Here is a 24272-nt window from a genome sequence, read left to right as displayed (position 1 = left end):
CCGACAGGGGCGAAAAACCGGATGAGAAGTGACGGGCTCTGTGCCTACCCTCACCGCGATGGCCGAGAACAGGCAGGACCACGACAACGCGCCCCAGGGAAGCCCCCGAACCGACGGCCCCGGGGAGCCGGACAGAACCGACGAACCCGACGGAACCGGCCGGACCGGACCCGGGCCGCGGCACTCCGCGGTCCGCTCCCTGCTGCGCCTGTGGCCGTACGCCCGTGCCGTCCGCGGCCGGCTGGCCGTCTCCGTGACGGCCGCGACGCTCGCCATGCTGAGCACCCTCGCCGTCCCGGTGATCCTCGGCCGGATCGTGGACGGCCCGCTCGCCGAGCGCGACCTCGCCGGCCTCTGGCCCCTGGTCGGCCTGCTGGTGCTCCTCGGCCTGGTCGAGTCGGCGCTGTTCTACACCCGCCGGGTGGTGCTGGCCCGCCCGCTGGCCGGGCTGGAGACGGCGATGCGCGGGGACCTCTTCGCCAAGCTCCAGCGGCTGCCGGTCTCCTTCCACGACCGCTGGGGCTCCGGCCAGTTGCTCTCCCGGGCCACCGCCGACATGTACACCATGCGGCTGTTCCTGGCCTTCCCGCTGGTCTTCCTGATCGTCAACTCGGTGATGTTCCTGGCCGGCACGGTGCTGATGTTCACCCAGGACTGGCGGCTCGCCCTGATCGCCCTGATCCCGGTCGTCCCGCTGTTCGTGGTCACCCGGCGGTTCGAGACCGGCTACTCCGGCGCCACCCGGCGCGCCCAGGACCAGAACGGCGACCTCGCCACCGTGGTCGAGGAGTCCGTCCTCGGCATCCGCATCCTCAAGGCCTTCGGCCGGCACCGCTCCATGGCCGAGCGCTTCCGCGCCCAGTCCCAGGAGCTGCGCCGCACCGAGCTGCGCAAGGCGCACCTGCTCGCCAACCTGTGGGCGGTCACCGTCGGCCTGCCGGAGATCGCGCTGGGCTGCGCCCTCGCCGTCGGCGCCTACCTGGTGGCGAACGACGGCCTGAGCGCCGGCACCCTGGTCGCCTTCCTCTCCACCGCGCTCGCGCTGCGCTGGCCCGTCGAGTCGCTCGGCTGGCTGCTCGCCTACGGCAACGACGCGGCCACCGCCACCGACCGCTTCTTCGAAGTGATGGACGAGCCGGAGACCCCGGACCCGGGCACCGCCGCCGAACTCGCCACCGCGGACGGCATCCGCTTCACCGGCGTCCGCTTCCGCTACCCCGACGCCCCCGGGGACAGCCCCGACCTGCTGGCCGGCATCGACCTGCACGTCCGCAGCGGCGAGACGATGGCCCTGGTCGGCGCCACCGGCAGCGGCAAGACCACACTCACCGCCCTGCTCCCCCGGCTGTACGACGCCACCGCCGGCACCATCACGCTGGACGGCCGGGACGTCCGCGAGCTGCCCCGGCAACGGCTGCGCGAACTCGTCGCGGTCGCCTTCGAGGAACCCACCCTGTTCTCCGCCACCGTCCGGGAGAACGTCCTGATGGGCGCCCCGGGCGCCGGCGAGGAGCAGCTGCGCACCGCCCTCGCCACCGCCCAGGCCGGCTTCGTCGAGAAGCTCCCGCAGGGCCCGGACACCGAGGTCGGCGAGCAGGGGCTGAGCCTGTCCGGCGGCCAGCGCCAGCGCCTCGCGCTGGCCCGCGCGGTGGTCGGCGACCCGGCCTTCCTGGTGCTGGACGACCCGCTCTCCGCCCTGGACGTGCACACCGAGGCCCTGGTCGAACGGGCGCTGCGCGAGGTCCTCGGCACCACCACCGCCCTGGTGGTCGCCCACCGCCCCAGCACCGTGCTGCTCGCCGACCGGGTCGCGGTGCTGGCCGACGGCCGGATCGCGGCCGTCGGCACCCACCAGGAGCTGCTGCGCGACTGCGCGCACTACCGAGAACTGATGTCGGGCGAGGCCGCCCCGGTGCCCGAGGGCTCCCTCGCGTCGAATGGAGGGCACGCATGACCACCACCGCCGAACCCGTCCGGACCGGGCCCGCCGAGCCGGCCGAGGAGGAGCTGCCCGCGCCTCCCGCCGACGAGGAGGACATCCCCGTCCCGCCGGGTGCGCCCCGGGCGCTGCTGCGCTCGCTGCTCGGCCCGCACCGGGCCCGGATCACCATCGCGATGGTGATCATCCTGGTCCAGCAGGCCGCGCTCCAGTCCGGGCCGCTGCTGGTCGCGGTGGCGATGGACCGCGGCATCCCGGCGCTGCGCGAGCACGACTCCGGCCCGCTGATCGCGGTGGTCGCGGCCTACCTGTTCTGCGCGCTGCTCAGCCCGGTGCTGCAGTGGGCGTTCATCAAGATCAGCGCCCGGGTCAACCAGGACATCGTGCTGGAGCTGCGCGGCCGGATCTTCCGGCACGCCCAGCGGCTCAGCCTGGACTTCCACGAGCGCTACACCTCGGGCCGGATCATCTCCCGCGCCACCAGCGACATCGACGCGCTGCGCGAGCTGCTCTCCGAGGGCCTGCAGGAGCTGCTGACGGTCTTCCTGTCGGTCTGCTACATCTCGGTGCTGCTGCTGGTGCTGGACTGGCGGCTCGGCCTGGTCTCGCTGGCGGCCTTCCTGCCGCTGGCCCTGATCGCCCGCTCCTTCCGCCACCGCTCGCGCCGGGTCTACCGGCGCTCGCGCACCGCGGCGGCCTCGCTGATCGTCCGCTTCACCGAGACCATGAACGGCATCCGTCCGGTGCAGGCCTTCCGCCGCGAGAAGGCCAACGACGCCGCCTTCGCCGTGGTCAACCAGCAGTCCGCCACCGCGACGGCGGACGGCCTGCTGGAGATCGCCCGCTACGTCGGCCTCTCCCGCGCCACCGCCAACCTGTGGACCACCGGCGTGGTGCTGCTCGGCGCCTACCTGGTCGTGGACGACGCCCTGGAGCTGGGCGTGCTCACCGCCTTCGCGCTCTACCTGCGCCGGCTCTTCGACCCGATCGACCAGCTGGCGATGTTCCTGAACAGCTACCAGTCGGCCGCCGCCGCCCTGGAGAAGATCTCCGGCCTGCTCGCCCACGAGCCGACCGTCGCCGAGCCGGCCGAGCCCGTCGAGCTGCCCCGGGCCGACGGCAAGGGCCGGGCGGTGGCCTTCGAGGGAACCCGCTTCGCCTACCGGACCGGCAAGGAGGTGCTGCCGCCCTTCGACCTGTCGATCCCGGCCGGGCAGACGGTGGCGGTGGTCGGCGCGACCGGCGCGGGCAAGTCGACGGTCGCCAAGCTGCTGGCCCGCTTCTACGACCCGACCGACGGCCGGATCCGGCTGGACGGCGTGGAGCTGCGCGACCTGGCCACCCCCGAGCTGCGGCGCGGGGTGGTGATGGTCACCCAGGAGTCCTTCCTGTTCTCCGGCACCGTCGCCGAGAACATCGCGATCGGCCGACCCGGCGCCACCCGCGCGGAGGTCGAGCAGGCCGCCCGCGACATCGGCGCGTACGAGTTCATCGCCGCCCTCCCGGACGGCTTCGACACCGACGTGCGCAAGCGCGGCGGCCGGATCTCGGCCGGCCAGCGCCAGCTGGTGGCCTTCGCCCGCGCCCTGCTGGCCGACCCGGCGGTACTGATCCTGGACGAGGCGACCAGCTCGCTGGACGTCCCCGGCGAACAGGCCGTGCAGCGGGCGATGCGCACCGTGCTGGCCGGCCGGACGGCGGTGATCATCGCCCACCGGCTCTCCACCGTGGAGATCGCCGACCGTGTCCTGGTGATGGATCAGGGCCGGATCGTGGAAGATGGCTCCCCACAGGAGCTGATCGACGGCTCCGGCCGTTTCGCCGCCCTCCACCGGGCCTGGCGGGACAGCCTGGTCTAGGGTCCGGCTCCGGGCCCCCATGAATGTGCCCGCCCGGGTGCGCCGTCACGCACCCGGCCGGGCCTCCCCACTTCCCGACCGGACCTACGGGCCCGGCCGCGGCCGCGGTTCACGGCCGCCCCGCGGGCCGCCGCCGTCCTCGCCGGGACGCACGGCGGCCGCCCGCGAGGTCAGCGCAGCAGTCCGGCGTCCATCCCGGCCGACTCGGCCGGCAGGGCGACCAGCCCCAGCTCGGCCGGCGAGGCCAGCCGGGGGTGCGCGGGCAGCACCCGGACGGTGTAGCCGAACGGGCCGGTCCGGCACAGCTCCAACGAGCCCTCGTAGCGGGTGCGGCCGTCCAGGTCCGGCCCGCCGACCGGCTTGAGGGCGAGCAGGCAGGCGTCCGAGATGCGGTCCCGTTCGTCCACCCGGCCGGAGACCGCCTGCACCTCGACGTCGCCCGGTTCCAGCGTCCCGAGCGCGACCTGCACCCGCAGCGCCAGCGAGCTGCCCAGCTCCTGCGCCTCGGCCGGGCAGTCCGCCTCGACGTGCTCGACCCGGACGGCCGGCCACGCCTCCCGGACCTTCGCCTTCCAGACCGCCAGCTCGCGCGCGCCCGTGAACCGCCCGGCCGCTGGCTGCCCCGCCAGCTCCCGCTGGGCCTGCGCCGCCGGGGCGTACAGCCGTTCGACGTACTCCCGGACCATCCGCCCGGCCAGCACCTTGGGCCCGAGGGTGACCAGGGTGTGCCGGACCATGGCGATCCACTGCTGCGGCAGCCCGTCGGCGTCCCGGTCGTAGAACCGGGCGGCGACCTGGTTCTCGATCAGGTCGTAGAGCGCGGCCGCCTCGATGTCGTCGCGCCGCTCGGCCTCGCCGCTGTCCGGGTCGAGCGCCCCGCCGCTCTCGTCGGCGGTGGGGATCGCCCAGCCGTTGCGGCCGTCGAACCACTCGTCCCACCAGCCGTCCAGGACGGACAGGTTGAGGCAGCCGTTGAGCGCGGCCTTCATCCCGGACGTGCCGCAGGCCTCCAGCGGGCGCAGCGGGTTGTTCAGCCAGACGTCGCAGCCCGGGTAGAGGCGCTGGGCCATCGCCATGTCGTAGTCCGGCAGGAAGACGATCCGGTGCCGCACCGCCGGGTCGTCGGCGAAGGCGACCAACTGCTGGATCAGCCGCTTGCCGCCGTCGTCGGCCGGGTGGGCCTTGCCGGCGACCACGATCTGCACCGGCCGGGTGGGGTGCAGCAGCAGTCCGCGCAGCCGCTCCGGGTCGCGCAGCATCAGGGTGAGCCGCTTGTACGAGGGCACCCGGCGGGCGAAGCCGATGGTGAGCACGTCGGGGTCGAGCACCGAGGAGACCCAGCCGAGCTCGGCCGCGCCGGCCCCACGCCGGCGCCAGGAGGCGTGCAGCCGGCGGCGGGCCTCCTCCACCAGCTGGGCCCGCAGGGTGCGCCGCAGCTCCCAGACCTCGGTATTGCCGATGCGTTCCAGTCCGCTCCAGCGCCGGGTCTCGCCGGTGGTCATCGCCTCCTCGGCGCGCTCGGCGCCGAGTTCGGCGGCGCCGAGCCGGACCACCGCCGGGTCGATCCAGGTGGCGGCGTGCACGCCGTTGGTGACCGAGGTGATCGGCACCTCCGCGGGGTCGAAGCCGGGCCACAGGCCGTTGAACATCGAGCGGCTGACCTCGCCGTGCAGGGTGGAGACCCCGTTGGCGCGCTGGGCGAGCCGCAGGCCCATGGCGGCCATGTTGAAGAGCTTCGGGTCCCCGTCGGGCCAGCTCTCGGCGCCGAGCGCGAGCACCTGGTCGACCGGTACGCCCGGCAGCGTGGCGTCGCCGCCGAAGTGGCGGGCGACCAGCTCGCGGTCGAAGCGGTCGATGCCGGCCGGGACGGGTGTGTGGGTGGTGAAGAGGGTGCCGGCCCGGACGGCCTCCAGGGCGGCGGCGAAGTCGAGCCCGGCCCGGCCGTCGGCGATCAGTTCGCGGATGCGTTCGACGCCGAGGAAACCGGCGTGGCCCTCGTTGGTGTGGAAGACGTCGGGGGCGGGGTGCCCGGTGAGCCGGCAGTAGGTGCGCACCGCCCGGACGCCGCCGATGCCGAGCAGCATCTCCTGGAGCAGCCGGTGCTCGCTGCCGCCGCCGTACAGCCGGTCGGTGACGTCCCGCTCGGCGGGCGAGTTGGCCTCGATGTCGGAGTCGAGCAGCAGCAGCGGGACCCGCCCGACCTGGGCCTTCCAGATGTGGGCGGCCAGGGTGCGGCCGCCGGGCAGGGCGAGGTCGACCCGGCCGGGGGTGCCGTCGGCCTCGCGCAGCAGGCTGACCGCGAGTTCGTCCGGATCGAGCAGCGGATAGCGCTCCTGCTGCCAGCCGTCCCGGCTCAGGGACTGCCGGAAGTAGCCGTGCCGGTAGAACAGGCCGACGCCGATGACCGGCACGCCGAGGTCGCTGGCGGCCTTGAGGTGGTCGCCGGCCAGGATGCCGAGTCCGCCGGAGTACTGGGGCAGCGCGGCGGCGATGCCGTACTCGGGCGAGAAGTAGGCGATCGCGGCGGGCAGCGGGGCGGCGTCGGACTGCTGCCGGTTCTGGTACCAGCGGGGGCCGGTGAGGTACTCGCGCAGGTCGTCGGCGAGGTCGCCGAGTCTGCGCAGGAAGCGCCGGTCCGTGGCGAGTGCGGCCAGTCGGGCGGCCGGGACCTCCCCGAGCAGCCGTACCGGGTCCTCGCCGGTCGCGGCCCAGACCTCCGGGTCCACGGACCGGAAGAGGTCCCTGGTCTCGGGGTGCCAGGACCAGCGCAGGTTGAGGGCCAGCTCGTGCAACGGCTGGAGTTGTTCGGGCAGGACGGTGCGGACGGTGAATCTGCGGATTGCCTTCACGGCGTGAAGCGTAGCCTCGGCGGTCGGCCCGACAGTGCGTCAAGTGGGCTATTGGGCATCCGTTCGGGCTATTGATGAGATCGCATTCGGCGCATTGGTCTGCACGAGGGGCGCGCGAGGCGCACATTTCGGGGGCCCGCGCTACCAATACGTGAACTCTTCGGTACGACTCCATTTCCGGGGGCCCGTCCACCCGGGAGAAGGCCCGAAACTACTGTCGTACCGCTGCAAAAACCTTGTCGCCGGTGCGAGGATGACCGAAGGTCGTTGGTGCTGTGGGGAGAGCGACGACGGGTGGCGTCCCCCGCGAAGCAGCACGTCCGAATCCTTTTCGTGTTGGCCGTTCCCGTCCTTCTTAGCCCATTCGGCGCTCACCGCGCACGGACGCGTGTCCTGACCCCCGGCCCGCTCGTTCACGGGTGGACCGGGTCGGCCGGGGCGCGGCCCGCGCAGGCGTGCGCCGGGACGCACACGGGCTCCGGGGCGTCCCACCACCGGCTCGGCGGGCGCCGGGCAGGTTGCCGGGAACAGCGGCGCGGGCAGGCTCCGGTGGCACGTCCTCCCCACCCAGCAGTCCTCCGGTACTCCCCCGGCCCGACCCCGGCCCGCGGGGAGCTGCCGCCGATCTCGGGCAGGAGCTTGGCATGCACGGCGACACGCGGGACCAGTCCACACCGATGGCCGAAGGCCTCGACGCAGCGGTCGCGGAATCCGCCGGACGGATGGATTCTGACACTCGGACAGATCCGGCGATGCCGGCGCCGAGGGCGTCCGGGGCGGTCGGTGGCGGATCCTCCGAAGCCCAGCCCCCCGCGGCACAGCCCTCCGCGACCCGACACCCCGGGAGCGAGGAGGACCGGACCGCGGCGCCCCGCCGGCGCACCACCACGCGCCGCACCACCGCCACCGCGTCGGCCACCACCCCGAAGGCCGGCACCGGGGCCGATCCCGCGCCGCGCCGCCGGACGGCCGCGGCCGAGGCGCCCGCAGAACCGGCGACCGCCCGCCGGACCGCGGCCGAACCCGCCGGGAGGACCGTCGGCAAGGCCGCCGCCAAGCCCTCCACCAAGCCCGCCACCAAGCCCTCCGCCCGCAAGACGACAGAGAGCGACACCGTGATCGGCCGCATCCCCGTCCTGGACGTCAGTCCCCTCGTCGACGCCGGCCGCCGCCCGGCCAAGGCCGTCGTCGGCGAGACCTTCCCGGTCACCGCGACCGTCTTCCGCGAGGGCCACGACGCCGTCAACGCCAACGTGGTGCTGCGCGACCCGCGCGGCCGCAGCGGCCCGTGGACGCCGATGCGCGAACTGGCCGAGGGCACCGACCGCTGGGGCGCGTACGTCACCCCGACCGCGCCCGGGCGCTGGTCCTACCTGGTGGAGGCGTGGAGCGACCCGGTCGCCACCTGGCGCAAGGCCGCCGCGGTGAAGCTGCCCGCCGGGATCGACACCGCGCTGGTCCTGGAGGAGGGCGCCCGGCTGCTGGAACGGGCCGCGGCCGGGGTGCCCAAGAAGGAGGGCCGCGCCGACGTGCTGGCCGCCGCCGAAGCGCTGCGCGACCCGACCATGCCGCCGCTGTCCCGGCTGGCCGCCGCGCTCGCCCCCGAGGTGCTCGACGTGCTGGTCCGTTATCCGCTGCGCGAGCTGCTCAGCGCCTCCCGCCCGCTGCCGCTCCAGGTGGACCGCGAGCGCGCGCTGTTCGGCTCCTGGTACGAGTTCTTCCCCCGCTCGGAGGGCGCCGTGGTGGACCCGGCCGGCGTCGAGCCGCCGCGCCCGGGCAACCTGCGCACCGCCGCCGAGCGGCTGCCGGCCGTCGCCGCGATGGGCTTCGACGTGGTCTACCTGCCGCCGGTCCACCCGATCGGCCGAGCCTTCCGCAAGGGCCCGGACAACACCCTGACGGCCGGTCCGCACGACGTCGGCTCGCCCTGGGCGATCGGCTCCCCCGAGGGCGGCCACGACGCGGTCCACCCGGACCTCGGCACCATCGAGGACTTCGACCACTTCGTCGCCGAGGCCCGGGCGCTGCACCTGGAAGTGGCGCTGGACTTCGCCCTCCAGTGCTCCCCCGACCACCCCTGGGTGAACAAGCACCCGGAATGGTTCAGCCACCGCGCGGACGGCACCATCGCGTACGCCGAGAATCCGCCGAAGAAGTACCAGGACATCTTTCCGGTCAACTTCGACCAGGACATGGACGGAATCGTCAAGGAAACCATCCGGATCCTCCGGTTCTGGATGTCCCACGGCATCCGGATCTTCCGGGTCGACAACCCGCACACCAAACCGGTGGCGTTCTGGGAGAAGGTGCTCGCCGACGTCGCCCGGACCGACCCCGACGTCGTGTTCCTGGCGGAGGCCTTCACCCGCCCGGCGATGATGCACACCCTGGCGAAGATCGGATTCCACCAGTCGTACACGTACTTCACCTGGCGCACCACCAAACCGGAACTCACCGAGTACCTCACCGAACTCACCGGTGACGCCGCCGCCTACATGCGGCCCAACTTCTTCGCCAACACCCCGGACATCCTGCACGCGTACCTCCAGCACGGCGGCCGGGCCGCCTTCGCGATCCGCGCGGTGCTCGCCGCCACCCTCGCCCCCAGCTACGGCGTCTACGCCGGCTACGAGCTGTACGAGGACGAGCCGGCCCACCCGGGCTCCGAGGAGTACCTCCACTCGGAGAAGTACGAACTGCGCCCGCGCGACTGGAGCCGCACCGACACCCTGGCCCCGCTGCTGACCGTGCTGAACCGGCTGCGCCGCCGCCACCCCGCCCTCCAGCAGCTGCGCGACCTGCGCTTCCACCCCACCGACAACGACCAGGTGCTCGCCTACTCCAAGACCGCGACCACCCCCGAGGGGCTCACCGACCAGGTCATCACCGTGGTGAACCTCGACCCGCACCACGTCCAGGAGGCCACCGTCACGCTGGACGGCGACGGCCCGTACGCGGTGCACGACGAGCTCACCGGCGCCGTCTTCACCTGGGGCCGGCACAACTACGTCCGGCTCGATCCCTCAGCCGAGCCGGCTCACCTCCTCACGGTTCGGAGGAACCCAGCGTGACAGTGAACGAGCCCGTCCCCGACACCTTCCCCGAGACCTCGAAGAAGACGCTCGACCCCGACTGGTTCAAGCGTGCGGTCTTCTACGAGGTGCTGGTGCGGTCCTTCCAGGACAGCAACGGCGACGGGGTCGGGGACCTCAAGGGGCTCACGGCCAAGCTCGACTACCTCCAGTGGCTCGGGATCGACTGCCTCTGGCTCCCCCCGTTCTTCGCCTCGCCCCTGCGCGACGGCGGGTACGACGTGTCCGACTACACCTCGGTACTGCCGGAGTTCGGCGACCTCGCCGACTTCATGGAGTTCGTCGACGCCGCCCACGCCCGCGGCATGCGCATCGTCATCGACTTCGTCATGAACCACACCAGCGACCAGCACCCGTGGTTCCAGGCCTCCCGGACGGACCCGGACGGGCCGTACGGCGACTTCTACATGTGGGCCGACGACGACAAGCAGTACCCGGACGCCCGGATCATCTTCGTCGACACCGAGACGTCCAACTGGACCTACGACCCCGTCCGCAAGCAGTACTTCTGGCACCGCTTCTTCTCGCACCAGCCGGATCTCAACTACGACAACCCCCGGGTCCAGGACGAGATGATCGCCGGGCTGCGGTTCTGGCTCGACCTCGGCATCGACGGCTTCCGGCTGGACGCGGTGCCGTACCTGTTCGCCCGCGAGGGCACCAACTGCGAGAACCTGCCGGAGACCCACGAGTTCCTCCAACGGGTCCGCAAGGAGATCGACGCCAACTACCCGGACACCGTGCTGCTCGCCGAGGCGAACCAGTGGCCGGAGGACGTCGTCGACTACTTCGGCGACTTCGCCTCGGGCGGCGACGAGTGCCACATGGCGTTCCACTTCCCGGTGATGCCGCGGATCTTCATGGCGGTGCGCCGGGAGTCCCGCTACCCGGTGTCGGAGATCCTCGCCAAGACCCCGCAGATCCCCGGCGGCTGCCAGTGGGGCATCTTCCTGCGCAACCACGACGAGCTGACCCTGGAGATGGTCACCGACGAGGAGCGCGACTACATGTACGCGGAGTACGCCAAGGACCCGCGGATGCGCGCCAACGTGGGCATCCGCCGCCGGCTCGCCCCGCTGCTGGAGAACGACCGCAACCAGATCGAGCTGTTCACCGCCCTGCTGCTCTCCCTGCCCGGCTCCCCGGTGCTCTACTACGGGGACGAGATCGGCATGGGCGACAACATCTGGCTCGGCGACCGGGACGGCGTGCGCACCCCGATGCAGTGGACCCCGGACCGCAACGCGGGTTTCTCCTCCGCCGACCCGGGCAGGCTCAGTCTGCCGCCCATCATGGACCCGGTGTACGGCTACCAGGTGACCAACGTCGAGGCGCAGCAGAGCAGTTCGAGTTCGCTGCTGCACTGGACGCGTCGCATGATCGAGATCCGCAAGCTCAATCCGGCGTTCGGCCTCGGCGGCTACGCCGAACTGCCCTCCAGCAACCCCGCCGTACTGGCCTTCGTGCGCGAGCACGAGGGGGACCTGGTCATGTGCGTGAACAACTTCTCGCGGTTCGCGCAGCCGACCGAGCTGGACCTGCGGCAGTACGGCGGGCGGTATCCGGTCGAGCTGATCGGTGGGGTCCGCTTCCCGTCGATCGGCGAGTGGCCCTACCTGCTCACCCTGGCCGGGCACGGCTTCTACTGGTTCCAGCTCCGGCAGCCCCCGCGCCTGAGCGGGACCAGGCGATCGAAGTAACGATCCGCCGCACGCCGCACACCAGCGTGAACAGCACCATCAGACCCTCCGGGGGCGCGAGTTGAACCCCGCGCCCCCGGAGTTCTCTGCACCACCGCGTACGGAGAACAGCCCAACGGCCACCCACACGAAGGCGTGACACCCGAGCCGTGCTCGCGTGCCGCGACCGCCGCGCCGCCGCAATCCGGAAGACTGACGGACCCGGCCACGACCCGTCGGGCAGTCCGCGTGCTTCCGGGGAAAGGGAGCCATGTCCGAAACCTCCCGTTCTCAAGCCCACCTCCAGGACGGCGCCCCCGCCGGTTCCGCCGCCGCGGCGGGCACCCGGGGCGCCGGGGCCCGGAGAACCGCCCTGGGCGTCAGCGAACTCGTCCAGGCGGCCCTGCCGCTGATCGCGGCGTGGCTGCCCACCCAGCGCTGGTACGCCGGCAAGGGGCGGCCCATCACCGGCCTCACCCCGGTGGTCGGCACCCCGCTGCAGGTCGGCGACCCGGCCCTGCTCCACCTGTTGCTACGGGTCGAGCACGCCACCACGGCCGGCGCCCCGCACGGCGACATCTACCAGCTGCTGCTCGGCATCCGCTCCGGCGGGCTCGGGGACATCGAGCCCGGCGCCGTACTCGGCCGGCTCAGCCAGGGCCCGTACGACGGCGCGACCCTCTACGACGCGGTGCACGACCCGGAACTCACCGGGAGACTGCTGGAACACCTGGCCACCGGCGACCGCTTCGGCGCGCTGTCCTTCCGCCGCACCCCCGGCTCGGGGCTGCCCGCCAACCTCCCCGGCCGCGCCTCCACCGCCGAGCAGTCCAACAGCTCGGTCATCTACGGCACCTCGTACATCCTCAAGCTGTTCCGCCGCATCCACCCCGGCACCAACCCCGACCTCGAACTCTCGCTCGCGCTCTCCCGGGCCGGGTCCACCCGCATCCCCCGGGTCGCCGCCTGGTTCGAGAGCCGGATGGAGCGCGCCGAGCCCGCCACCCTCGGGCTGCTGCAGCGCTACCTGCCGGACGCCGAGGACGGCTGGGAACTGGCCCTCGACCAGGTCGGCCGGCTCAAGGGCGACCGGTCCCCGGGCAACTTCGCCATCGAGGCGCACCGGCTCGGCCGGGCCACCGCCGAGGTGCACCGGGTGCTGGCCCGCTCGATGCCGGTCGCCCGGCTCGACCGCACCCAGACCGGACGCCTCGCCGGCGCGATGGCCGACCGGCTGGACAGCGCCGTGGCCGCCGTCCCCGGGCTGCTGCGCTTCCGGGCCGCGCTGCGCGCCGCCTTCCAGCAGCTCGCCGACGCCCACCCGGACGGTCTGCCGGTCCAGCGCATCCACGGCGACCTGCACCTCGGACAGGCGATGCGCACCCCGCACGGCTGGGTGCTGCTGGACTTCGAGGGCGAGCCGGCCAAGTCCGTCAACGAGCGCCGCGAACCGCAGCCCGCCCTGCGCGACGTCGCCGCGATGCTGCGCTCCTTCGACTACGCGGCCGCCCACCTGCTGGCCGGCGGCCCGGTCGACCCGGAGCTGGCCCACCTGGCCGCCGCCTGGGCCCAGCGCAACCGCACCGCCTACTGCGCCGGCTACACCGCCGGCGGCGGCGCCGACCCGGCCGCCTCACCGGAGCTGATGCGCGCGCTGGAGATCGACAAGGCGGTGTACGAGGTGGTGTACGAGGCCCGGCACCGGCCGAGCTGGCTGCCGATCCCGCTGGCCGCGATCAACCGGCTGGCCCTGTCCGTCTGACCCCCCGCTTCCTGTACCGCCCGCAGGAGTTCGCCCACCCCCGTCGCAGGAGGACCCCGCCGTGACGCCGATCGACCCGACCGGCCGCCCCACCCGCACCGTACCGGCCACCTTCCTGGCCGGACCGCTCCCAGCCGAAGGGCGGGCGGCCGAAGGGCGCGCCGGCCACGACCGCGAAGCGCGCCGGGCGACCGAGGAGAAGGACGCCGGGACCGCCTCCGAGCCTCCGCCCACCCCCCGGCCCGCCCCCCGGTCCGCCGCCGGAGAACCCCGGGAGGCCGGACGCCCGGCCCCCTCCGGGGCGCTGCGGCTGCCCGAGGCACCGCTGCCGCCGTCCGAGGTGGACCGGCTGGTCGGCGGGCAGCACCACGACCCGCACGCCCTGCTCGGCGCACACCCGGTGCTCGGCGGCACCGCGATCCGGGTGCTGCGCCCGTTCGCCGAACGGGTGGTCGTGGAGACCACCCAGGGCCCGGCCGAACTCACCCACCAGCAGGGCGGACTGTTCACCGGCCTGGTGGCCGGCGGCGACCCGCCGGACTACACCCTGCTGGTGACGTACCCCGACGGCGAGCCGCTGCGCCAGCACGACGGCTACCGCACCGCGCCCACCCTCGGCGAACTCGACCTGCACCTGATCTCCGAGGGCCGGCACGAACAGCTGTGGCGGGCGCTCGGCTCGCACCTGCGCACCGTCGACGGGGTGGCCGGCACCGCCTTCGCGGTCTGGGCGCCGAACGCCGCCGGGGTGCGGCTGATCGGCGACTTCAACCACTGGAACGGCACCGGGCACCCGATGCGCTCGCTCGGCTCGTCCGGGATCTGGGAACTGTTCGTCCCCGGCCTCGCCGAGGGCGCCACCTACAAGTACGAGGTGCACACCCGGCAGGGCTGGGTGCTGGACAAGGCCGACCCGCTCGCCCGGGCCGCCCAGTGCCCGCCCGGCACCGCCTCGGTGGTCACCTCCTCCGACCACACGTGGCAGGACGGCGAGTGGATGGCCCGCCGGGCCCGCTCCGCGCACCACCGGGCACCGATGTCGGTGTACGAGCTGCACCTGCCGTCCTGGCGCCCGGACCTCACCACCTACCGCGCCATCGCCGAGGAACTGCCGCGCTACCTCCAGGAGTTGAACTTCACCCACGTGGAGTTCATGCCGGTGATGGAGCACCCCTTCGGCGGCTCCTGGGGCTACCAGGTGTCCGGCTACTACGCCCCCACCGCCCGGCTCGGCGGCCCCGACGACTTCCGCCACCTGGTGGACACCCTGCACCGGCACGGCATCGGCGTGATCGTCGACTGGGTGCCCGCGCACTTCCCCAAGGACGACTTCGCGCTCGCCCGCTTCGACGGCGAGCCGCTGTACGAGCCGGCCGACCCGCTGCGCGCCGAGCACCCGGACTGGGGGACGCTGGAGTTCGACTACGGCCGCAAGGAGGTGCGCAACTTCCTGGTCGCCAACGCGGTGTACTGGTGCGAGGAGTTCCACATCGACGGCCTGCGGGTGGACGCCGTCGCCTCGATGCTCTACCTCGACTACTCCCGCGAGGGCGGCGACTGGACGCCCAACCAGTACGGCGGCCGGGAGAACCTCGACGCGGCCTCCTTCCTCCAGGAGATGAACGCCACCGTCTACCGCCGCTGCCCGGGCGTGATCACCATCGCCGAGGAGTCCACCGCCTGGGACGGGGTCACCCGGCCCACCGACGCCGGCGGCCTCGGCTTCGGACTGAAGTGGAACATGGGCTGGATGCACGACTCGCTGGTCTACATCTCCAAGGAGCCGGTGCACCGCAAGTACCACCACAACGAGATCACCTTCTCGATGGTGTACGCCTACTCGGAGAACTACGTCCTGCCGATCTCCCACGACGAGGTGGTGCACGGCAAGCAGGCGCTGGTCTCCAAGATGCCCGGCGACTGGTGGCAGCAGCGCGCCAACCACCGCGCCTACCTCGGCTTCATGTGGTCCCACCCGGGCAAGCAACTGCTCTTCATGGGGCAGGAGTTCGCCCAGGGCGCGGAGTGGGACCACGAGCAGGGCCCGCAGTGGTGGGTGCTCGACGAGCAGTGGCCGGCCCATCGGGACCACCTCGGGGTGCGCCGGCTGGTCGGCGACCTCAACCGGTGCTACCTCGACACCCCGGCGCTGTGGGAGCTGGACACCGTCCCGGACGGCTTCCGCTGGCTCGACGGCGGCGCCGCCGAGGACAACCTGCTCTCCTTCGTCCGGTACGCGGCCGACGGCTCGCCGCTGGTCGCGGTCTGCAACTTCTCGCCGGTCGTCCGGCACGGGCACCGGGTCGGCCTGCCCCGGCTGGCGGGCCGCGAGCAGCTCTGGGAGGAGGCACTGAACACCGACGCCGAGGAGTACGGCGGCAGCGGCGTCGGCAACTCCCACCCGGTCAAGGCCGAGCCGGTGGAGTGGGACGGCCAGCCCCGCTCCGCCGAACTGGTCCTCCCCCCGCTCTCCACCGTCTGGCTCCGCCCCGCCCGCTGAGCGCCGCGCGGCCTGGGGCCGCGCACGACGAGGCCCCGGGTGCCCGCCCCACCGGGCGGGCACCCGGGAGGGACCTCCGCCCCTTGCCCGAACCCCGCCGTTCTGCTCGCGGACGGCCGTTCGGGGTGCGAAGGTATGGTCGATATGACCACTTTCCGAGACGACGGGACGGAGACACCCACGTGGCGCGCAGCGTGTACGTGACCGGTATCGACCGGGGGGACGGCCGCCAGGCGGTCGAACTCGGGGTCATGGAACTGCTCACCCGCCAGGTGGACCGGGTCGGGGTGTTCCGCCCACTGGTGCACGCCGCCGCGCCCGGGCGGCCGGGCTCCGACCACGTGGTCGAGCTGCTGCACGGCCGCTACCGGATCGACCTGCCGAGCACCGAGCTGTACGGCCTCACCTACGAGGAGGCCGCCACGCTCCAGGCCGCCATGGGACAGGACGAGCTGGTCTCCGTGCTGGTCGACCGCTTCCACGCACTGGAGCGGCGCTGCCAGGCCGTGCTGGTGCTCGGCACCGACTTCTCCGACACCAGCATCCCGGACGAACTGGCCTTCAACGCCCGCCTGGCCAACGAGTTCGGCGCCGCCGTGCTGCCCGTGGTCGGCGGGCACGGCGCGGACGCCGAGACGGTCATCGCCGAGGTCCGCAACGCCCACCGGGCGTACACCGACCTCGGCTGCCAGACCCTCGCGATGATCGCCAACCGGGTCTCCCCCGGCGCCGAGCAGCGGATCCGGCACACCCTCACCGAGAAGCTGCCGGTCCCCGCCTACGTCATCCCGGAGGAGCCGGCCCTGGCCGCGCCCACCGTCGCCCAGCTGGTCGAGGCGACCGGCGCCGAGGTGCTGATCGGGGACGCCGCCGGCCTCGCCCGGGACGTGCGCGGCTACGTCTTCGGCGGCGCCATGCTGCCGACCTTCCTGGACGCGCTGACCGAAGGCGCGCTGGTGGTCACCCCCGGGGACCGCGCCGACCTGGTGATCGGCTCGCTGGCCGCGCACGCCGCCGGCGCCCCGCCGATCGCCGGCGTGCTGCTGACGCTCGGCCAGCACCCAGGCCCCAACGTGATGGCACTGGCCGCCCGGCTCGCCCCCGGCACCCCGGTCGCCGTCGTCCCCGAGGGCAGCTGGCCCACCGCCGCCCATCTGACGCACCTGGAGGGCAAGCTCACCCCGGCCAGCCCCCGGAAGGCCGAGATCGCCCTCGGCCTCTTCGAACTGCACGTCGACACCGCCGAGTTGACCAACCTGATCGAGGTCGGCCGGTCCGATCGGGTCACCCCGATGATGTTCGAGCACGAGCTGCTGGAGCGCGCCCGGGGCGCCCGCCGGCACGTCGTCCTGCCCGAGGGCACCGAGGAGCGGGTGCTGCGCGCCGCCGAGATCCTGCTGCGCCGCAACATCTGCGACCTCACCCTGCTCGGCGAGGTGGACGCCGTCCGCCGCAAGGCCTCGGCCCTGAGCATCGCCCTCCCGGACGCGGGCACGGCCCCCGGCCACCAGGCCGGGGGGAACCCGGCCGCCGACCGGGCCCAGGTGCGGATCGTCGACCCGGCCACCAGCCCGCTGCGCCGCCAGTTCGCCGAGCTGTACGCGAAGCTGCGCGCCCACAAGGGGATGACCGTCGAACTGGCCCTGGACGTGGTCACCGACGTCTCGTACTTCGGCACCCTGATGGTCCAGGAGGGCATCGCGGACGGCATGGTCTCCGGCGCGGCGCACTCCACCGCCGCCACCATCCGGCCCGCCTTCGAGGTGATCAAGACCTCGCCGGGCGCCTCGATCGTCTCCTCGGTCTTCTTCATGTGCCTGGCCGACCGGGTGCTGGTGTACGGCGACTGCGCCGTCAACCCGGACCCGGACGCCCAGCAGCTGGCCGACATCGCCATCCAATCGGCCGCCACCGCCGCCCAGTTCGGGGTGGAGCCGCGGGTCGCGATGCTCTCGTACTCGACCGGCACCTCCGGCTCCGGCGCCGACGTCGACAAGGTCCGCAAGGCCACCGAGCTGGTCCGCGAGCTGCGGCCGGACATCCTGGTCGAGGGCCCGATCCAGTACGACGCGGCGGTGGACGCCCACGTCGCGGCCACCAAGCTGCCGGGCTCCCCGGTCGCCGGGCGGGCCACCGTGCTGATCTTCCCGGACCTCAACACGGGCAACAACACCTACAAGGCGGTCCAGCGTTCGGCCGGCGCGGTCGCGGTCGGGCCGGTGCTCCAGGGGCTGCGCAAGCCCGTCAACGACCTCTCCCGCGGGGCGCTGGTGCAGGACATCGTCAACACCGTCGCGATCACCGCCATCCAGTCCCAGGACCGCACACCGGACAGCAAGGAGCCGCAGGCATGAGTGGAGGCACCCGCGTTCTCGTGCTGAACGCCGGCTCCTCGTCGGTGAAGTACCAGCTGATCGACATGCTGGACGGGGCCAAGCTGGCCGCCGGACTGGTCGAGCGGATCGGTGAGACCGGCGGGCGGCTGGTGCACACCCCGCGCGGCGGCAAGGCGCGCGAGACCGTCCAGGTCTTCCCGGACCACGCCGGCGCGCTCAAGGCCGTCGCCGAGGAGCTGGCCGCCGACGGCCTCGGGCTGGACTCCCCCGAGCTGGCCGCGATCGGCCACCGGGTGGTACACGGCGGCCTGCGGTTCACCGAGCCGACCGTGATCACCGACGACGTGCTCCGGGAGATCCGCCGGCTGATCCCGGTCGCCCCGCTGCACAACCCGGCCAACATCACCGGCATCGAGGTGGCCCGCGCGCTGCGCCCCGACCTCCCCCAGGTGGCCGTCTTCGACACCGCCTTCCACGCCTCGATGCCCGAGTACTCGGCCCGGTACGCGATCGACAAGGCCGTCGCCGACCGGCACCGGGTGCGCCGCTACGGCTTCCACGGCACCTCGCACCAGTACGTCTCGCGGGCCACCGCACGGCTGCTCGGCAAGGACCCGGCCGAGGTCAACGTGATCGTGCTGCACCTGGGCAACGGCGCCTCCGCCTCGGCGGTCGCCGGCGGCCGCTGCGTGGACACCTCGATGGGCCTGACCCCGCTGGAGGGCCTGGTCATGGGCACCCGCTCGGGCGACATCGACGCCGGCGTGGTGTTCCACCTGCACCGGGTCGGCGGCCTCTCCGTGGACGAGATCGACGACCTGCTCAACCGCCGCAGCGGCCTGCGCGGGCTGTGCGGCGAGAACGACATGCGCGAGATCATGCGCCGGGCCGACGAGGGGGACGCGGACGCGAAGCTGGCCTTCGACTCGTACGTCCACCGGCTGCGCAAGTACATCGGCGGCTACTACGCGGTGCTCGGCCGGGTGGACGCGATCGCGTTCACCGCCGGCGTCGGGGAGAACGCGGCGCCGGTGCGCGCGGCGGCCACCGCGGGACTGGAGGAACTGGGCATCGCCGTCGACCCGGAGCTGAACTCGGTGCGGTCCGGCGAGGCCCGGATCATCTCGCCCGAGTACGGCCGGGTGGCGGTCGCCGTGGTGCCCACCGACGAGGAGCTGGAGATCGCCCGACAGGCCTTCGCCCTGGTGCACCGGGAACGCCGGGAGTCCGAGGACTGACACGGAACCGTCTCACTCCTCGGAACTTTTCGTCGGCGATTCCTCCCGGTGCGTGCCGAATGCACCTATAACACGAACGGATAGACTGATCCATATGCGCCGAGCGAAAATTGTCTGCACCCTGGGTCCGGCGACGGACTCCTACGAACAGCTGAAGGCCATCGTCGAGGCGGGCATGAACGTCGCCCGACTGAACATGAGCCACGGCAACCACGCGGACCACGAGGAGCGGTACCGCAAGGTCCGCCAGGTCTCGGAGGACACCGGCAAGGCCATCGGCGTCCTGGCCGACCTCCAGGGTCCGAAGATCCGTCTGGCGACCTTCGCCAACGGCCCGGTGACCGTCGACAACGGCGACGAGTTCACCATCACCACCGAGGACGTCCCCGGTGACCAGCACATCTGCGGCACCACCTACAAGGGCCTGCCCGGCGACGTGAAGCCCGGCGACCCGATCCTGATCAACGACGGCGTCATCGCCCTGGAGGTCGTCAGCGTCGACGGCCCGCGGGTGAGGACCGTGGTGGTCGAGGGCGGCGTGCTCTCGAACAACAAGGGCATCAACCTGCCCGGCGCGGCCGTGAACGTGCCCGCCCTGTCCGAGAAGGACAAGGACGACCTGCGCTTCGCGCTGCGCCTGGGCGTCGACATGATCGCCCTGTCCTTCGTCCGCAACGCGGACGACGTCAAGGACGTCCACGAGGTCATGGACGAGGTCGGCATCCGCGTGCCGGTCATCGCCAAGATCGAGAAGCCGCAGGCCGTCGAGGCCATGGAGGAGATCGTCCTCGCCTTCGACGCCATCATGGTCGCCCGCGGCGACCTGGCCGTGGAGTACCCGCTGGAGCGGGTGCCGCTGGTCCAGAAGCAGCTGGTCACCCTGGCCCGCCGCAACGCCAAGCCGGTCATCGTCGCCACCCAGATGATGGAGTCGATGATCCACGCCTCGCGCCCGACCCGCGCCGAGGTCTCCGACGTCGCCAACGCCATCCTGGACGGCGCCGACGCGGTCATGCTGTCCGCCGAGTCGAGCGTCGGCAAGTACCCGGTCGAGACCGTCCGCACCATGAGCCGGATCTGCGAGAAGGCCGAGGAGGAGCTGCTCTCCCAGGGCCTCCAGCCGCTCAACCCGGGCCGCAAGCCGCGCACCCAGGGCGGTTCGGTCGCCCGCGCCGCGTGCGAGCTGGGCGACTTCCTGGACGGCAGGGCGCTGGTCGCCTTCACCAAGTCCGGTGACACCGCCCGCCGGCTGTCCCGCTACCGCTCGCCGATCCCGGTGATCGCCTTCACCCCGGACACCGCCACCCGCAACCAGCTCTCGCTGAGCTGGGGCGTCGAGGCGTACGTGACGGAGCAGGTGGCCACCACGGACGCGATGGTCGCGCAGGTCGACCGGGAGCTGCTGAAGCTGGGCCGGCTCGGCGAGGGCGACACCGTCATCGTCACCGCCGGTGTCCCGGTCGGCATCCCCGGCACCACCAACATGGTGCAGGTGCACCACCTCGGCACCCGGAGCGAGTGACCGCCCGCCCGGCCCGAACGCCCGTGGGGCGGTCCTCCTTCCGGAGGGCCGCCCCACGGGCCTTGCGGCGCACGCCGCTCGTCGGCCGCGCCGCCCGTCGCCGCCGCTACTTGTCGCTGTAGGGCGCGTCGTCGTTGAACATGCGCATCCCGGGGATCCGCAGGGTGCCGCCGAACTGACCGGCCTGCTTGGCGGTGACGCCGGTCAGCTCCAGGTCCAGCGGGATCGGGATGGCGCCGATCAGGTCGTACAGCCAGCGCGGCAGGGTGTCCGGGGTGAGGGTGATCTCGCCCAGGTCGATCAGGATCGGCAGGCCGAGCACCTTGGAGAGGTGGCCGGACAGCCGCTCCACGTACATGGTGACCGGGCCCTTGCGCATCGTCGAGGTGGACCCCGGGGCGCCCTGGACGTGGAAGGTGACGCCGTTGCCCTCCAGGGTGGACATGTCGAGGTTGTCGATGTCCACGCTGTCGACCACGAACTTCAGGACCCGCTTGCTGCCGGTCGGGGTCTTCACGTCGTAGACGCCGTGGAAGGTCGCGCCGTGCAGGGCGAGCCGGCTGGTCTTCAGGGTCCAGTTCTGCTCCGGGACGACGTGCCCGGGGGCGGGCGCGCCGGCGGTCAGGGACCGGGCGTCCACATCGCAGTTGGGGTTCTCGGTGGGCGTGGCGGACGGGCTGCCGGAGGCGCCCGCGGAGGGCGTCGCCGAGGCGTCCGCCGACGGCTTCGGCCTGCCGGTCGCCTTGCCGCTCGGCGCGGCGGTGGGCGCGGCGGTGGGCGCGGCGGTGGGCGAGGGCTCGTCGTCGGCCGGCCGGGTCGCGGGCGGCGCGGCCTGCGGGGCGGCGGCCCGGGCCTGCGGCTGGGCGGGCTGGGCCGGGGTGCCCGTGCTCGGGGCGGGTGCGGTCGGGGCCGTCGGAGCGGTCGGCGCGGTCGGCGCCGTGCTGGCCGCCGGTGTGGTGGCCGGCGTCGGGCCCGGCGCGGCGTTCGGGTTCAGCAGGTGGCCGATGCCGCCGACCAGGTCGTCGATCAGACCGCTCCGGACCGCCGTGCCGGTGTCGGCGGAACCGGCGACGGCGGAACCGGCGACGGACGGCTGGGTGGTGGCGGCCGACGGCTTGACCGGCGAGGTGGGCTGCTGGGCGGGCGCGGTGGTCGGCACCTGGGTCGGCACCGAGCCGGGGTCGGTCGAGGGACCGGCCGGGGGTGCCGTGGTCGGGGCCTGGCTCGGCGCGGTGGACGGGCCCGGCGGCGGCTCCGGCAGCTCGCTCTTGGGCACCGGCGTCTCGATCGGCGCGACGTCCGGCACGGTGGCCGGAGCGGTGCCGCAGGGCTTGCCCGCCGCGGACTCGGCGACCGCCGGGCTGGGCGTGTAGGCCGCGGCCATCAGCAGCGCGGTCGGCACCGCCGCCATCGCCAGCGCCCGGCCTCTCAGCCGGACCCGTACGGGCGTGCGCGGGGCCGCGTGCCGGCCGGAGCGCTGCGCGGGAACGGTCGTACCGTTGTCGGCTTGCTCGGCCGGCCCGGTCACCGCGCCTCCTCCTGGTCCACGGCACCGGCCTGCTTCGGGACGGCGGTTCCGGCGACGGGTTCGGCGGCCGCGGTAACGGTCGCGGGGACAGCCGCGGCAGCGGTCCGGGTCTCGGCGATCGGCTCGGCGATCGGCTCGGCGTTCGGCTGGGTGGCGACGCTCTGCGCGACGGCCTCCGGCTCGGTGGCGACGCTCTGCGCGACGGCGCTCCCGGCCGCCGCGTCCCCGGCGCCGCTCCCGGTCCGGCGCCAGCGCCGGCCCTTGGCGGCCTTTCCGCCCTCGGGCTCCGGCAGCGGGGCCCAGGAGACCATCAGCCCGCCGCCGATCAGGCCCGGCAGCAGGGCCAGCCCGAAGCCCCCCAGGTTGGAGACCGGGATCGAGACCAGCGTCAGCAGGGTGGTGGCGATACCGGCGAAGACGCGTACGGCCGGCTGGAACCACGCGGTCAGTCCGAGCACCACCAGCAGCACGCCGATGATCAGTGACCCGGCACCCGCCGTGGTGGCCATGGCCACCGTCATGCCGCCCAGCGAGAGCTTGGCGTACGGGAAGTACATGATCGGGACGCCGGCGATCATGGCCAGCAGACCGCCGTAGTACGGCCGCGTCCGGCGGAACGTACGGAACACCCGGCGCAGCCACTGGGCGGGGTTCTCGTGCTCGGCGGGCCGGTAGGAGGCAAGGGCGCTGGACACGGTGCAGCTCCTCGATGGTGTGAACGAGGGGATGGACGAGACACGGGATCCGGGGACGGCGCACGCACCGTCCCCGGTCCCGCAGGTGCCGTCGGGGCGGGCGGACCGGGCCCGGTCCGCCGCCGTCAGCGGCTTAGTAGCACTCGCCGGAACCGTCGGTGTGCAGCGCGAGCTTCAGGCCCTGGAGCTTGAAGGTGCCGGCCGAGGTGGCCCAGGCGGTCTGCTGCACGTTGTACAGGTCGGCCTTCTCGGCGGCCTGGGCGAAGCCGGTCTGCCCGGACGGCAGGCCGCCGAGCTTGGACTGCCAGCCCTGGGTGGCCGAGCCCTTGAGGGTCGAGGCGTCCTGGCCGATGTTGATGTTGGTGAACTCGGCGTCGGCGTTCAGCTGGTCGAGGTCGATCAGCAGGTTCTTGGCGTAGACCTGCTTCTGGACGTCGTCGCTGTTGCCGGCCTCCAGGCGCAGGACGATCTTGGGCAGCTTCCACGGCAGGTGGGGGATGACGTTGGGGTCGGTCACCACCGACTGGCAGAGGCCCTTGATGGTGGCCTCGTCGAAGGCCGAGACGGCGACCGGGTGCGGAGTGCCGTTCGTCTCCGCGTCGATCGAGCCGAACTGGGCGAAGTTCTTGCCGTGCAGCTCCGGCGTGGTGACCTTGAAGCTCTGGCCGGACACGCTGAACGAAGCCGCCAGCGCGTTGTTGGCGATCGAGATGCCGACCATCGCGGTGGCCGCGACGCTCGGCACCATCACCAGGGCGAAGCGCTTCCAGCGGGTCTTGCCGTAGGTCTGGGACATGCGAGTCCTCCTTCTAGGACGTACATCTCCGGCTCCCCGGCGGTGCGTCCCGCACCGGTGGGGGCCTGGGATGGGAGAGAGCTACGTCCTCGGTAGCGGAGAGCGCCTTGGGCGTCGTCGGACGCGGGAGCGACCCGCGTGCAGCGGGCGTCCCGTCCGAGCACCGGCCGACCTTGCGGGGCGGCGGGCAGGACCGACGACATCGGCGATCACCCCCGAGCGACAACCAGCGACCGCGCAGGGCCGCGCGGCCGGTCGAAGGACAGGAACCGCCGTGGGACCGCGGATACCCCCCTGCCCTCCCTCCCGCCGGCCGGGGCCGGCGGATCACCCGGTGGGGATCCCGCGCTCCGCGTGGCCGACCGGGGTCGGCGGAGGTGGAGTCTGGGACCGGGCGTGGCCGATCGTGCTTGAATCCCGGGCGAAGCACAAGAGGTTCCTTACTGACGGGTAATGCAACACCAGGTGACGTTGATC

The 24272-nt window shown here is 73.0% G+C and carries 13 protein-coding genes; 9 read left to right on the top strand and 4 right to left on the bottom strand.

The window, feature by feature from the left end:
* Nucleotides 1–58 precede the first annotated feature (58 nt).
* Both ACFVUY_RS14980 and ACFVUY_RS14975 read left to right on the top strand, forming a co-directional pair.
* On the top strand, nucleotides 59–1954 hold the full coding sequence (locus tag ACFVUY_RS14980; protein ID WP_387690841.1) for an ABC transporter ATP-binding protein: 1896 nt from the start codon (nucleotides 59–61) through the stop codon (nucleotides 1952–1954).
* On the top strand, nucleotides 1951–3798 hold the full coding sequence (locus tag ACFVUY_RS14975; protein ID WP_387690843.1) for an ABC transporter ATP-binding protein: 1848 nt from the start codon (nucleotides 1951–1953) through the stop codon (nucleotides 3796–3798). Before ACFVUY_RS14980 ends, ACFVUY_RS14975 begins: the two co-directional genes overlap by 4 nt.
* A 170-nt stretch (nucleotides 3799–3968) precedes the next feature.
* Here the strand turns inward: ACFVUY_RS14975 and glgP are convergent, their stop codons facing one another.
* Entirely contained in the window at nucleotides 3969–6647 is a 2679-nt protein-coding gene (gene glgP / locus ACFVUY_RS14970) for an alpha-glucan family phosphorylase (protein WP_387690844.1), read from the bottom strand.
* 1115 nt (nucleotides 6648–7762) lie between these two features.
* Between glgP and ACFVUY_RS14965 the strand changes: the two genes are divergently transcribed.
* The 7 genes from ACFVUY_RS14965 to pyk all read left to right on the top strand — a co-directional run bounded on the left by ACFVUY_RS14965 (nucleotide 7763) and on the right by pyk (nucleotide 20776).
* Nucleotides 7763–9718, top strand: coding sequence for an alpha-1,4-glucan--maltose-1-phosphate maltosyltransferase (locus tag ACFVUY_RS14965; RefSeq protein ID WP_387730073.1), 1956 nt, complete (start codon nucleotides 7763–7765; stop codon nucleotides 9716–9718).
* Nucleotides 9715–11439, top strand: a complete 1725-nt coding sequence (treS, locus tag ACFVUY_RS14960) for a maltose alpha-D-glucosyltransferase (RefSeq protein WP_380348689.1) — start codon at nucleotides 9715–9717, stop codon at nucleotides 11437–11439. The genes ACFVUY_RS14965 and treS overlap by 4 nt, the downstream gene beginning before the upstream one ends.
* A gap of 250 nt (nucleotides 11440–11689) precedes the next feature.
* A complete protein-coding gene (locus tag ACFVUY_RS14955) occupies nucleotides 11690–13180 on the top strand; it encodes a maltokinase (protein WP_387730006.1) in 1491 nt (496 codons plus the stop codon).
* Between the two features lie 61 nt (nucleotides 13181–13241).
* Nucleotides 13242–15680, top strand: coding sequence for a 1,4-alpha-glucan branching protein GlgB (gene glgB, locus ACFVUY_RS14950; protein ID WP_387690847.1), 2439 nt, complete (start codon nucleotides 13242–13244; stop codon nucleotides 15678–15680).
* A gap of 182 nt (nucleotides 15681–15862) precedes the next feature.
* Complete coding sequence (gene pta, locus ACFVUY_RS14945) at nucleotides 15863–18034, top strand: phosphate acetyltransferase (protein ID WP_387690849.1); 2172 nt, start codon at nucleotides 15863–15865, stop codon at nucleotides 18032–18034.
* Nucleotides 18031–19254: an acetate kinase gene (locus tag ACFVUY_RS14940; protein WP_387690850.1), complete on the top strand. Its 1224-nt coding sequence runs from the start codon at nucleotides 18031–18033 to the stop codon at nucleotides 19252–19254. Before pta ends, ACFVUY_RS14940 begins: the two co-directional genes overlap by 4 nt.
* Nucleotides 19255–19348: 94 nt before the next feature.
* Nucleotides 19349–20776, top strand: a complete 1428-nt coding sequence (gene pyk / locus ACFVUY_RS14935) for a pyruvate kinase (protein WP_359899892.1) — start codon at nucleotides 19349–19351, stop codon at nucleotides 20774–20776.
* 106 nt (nucleotides 20777–20882) lie between these two features.
* Here pyk and ACFVUY_RS14930 read toward each other — a convergent pair whose 3' ends face one another.
* The 3 genes from ACFVUY_RS14930 to ACFVUY_RS14920 all read right to left on the bottom strand — a co-directional run bounded on the left by ACFVUY_RS14930 (nucleotide 20883) and on the right by ACFVUY_RS14920 (nucleotide 23795).
* Nucleotides 20883–22304 (bottom strand): hypothetical protein, encoded by a 1422-nt coding sequence (locus ACFVUY_RS14930; RefSeq protein ID WP_387690852.1) that lies wholly within the window; start codon nucleotides 22302–22304, stop codon nucleotides 20883–20885.
* Nucleotides 22301–22999: a DUF6114 domain-containing protein gene (locus tag ACFVUY_RS14925; RefSeq protein ID WP_387730003.1), complete on the bottom strand. Its 699-nt coding sequence runs from the start codon at nucleotides 22997–22999 to the stop codon at nucleotides 22301–22303. The genes ACFVUY_RS14930 and ACFVUY_RS14925 overlap by 4 nt, the downstream gene beginning before the upstream one ends.
* A gap of 133 nt (nucleotides 23000–23132) precedes the next feature.
* Nucleotides 23133–23795 carry a DUF6230 family protein gene (locus ACFVUY_RS14920; RefSeq protein ID WP_387690856.1) on the bottom strand — a complete coding sequence of 221 codons (663 nt, stop codon included), beginning with the start codon at nucleotides 23793–23795 and terminating at the stop codon, nucleotides 23133–23135.
* Nucleotides 23796–24272: the final 477 nt, after the last annotated feature.

The organism is Kitasatospora sp. NPDC058063 (assembly GCF_042885395.1).
GTDB lineage: Bacteria > Actinomycetota > Actinomycetes > Streptomycetales > Streptomycetaceae > Kitasatospora > Kitasatospora lactacystinica.
Note: the sequence above shows the minus strand (reverse complement) of the source record. Positions and strands in the feature narration are given on the sequence as shown.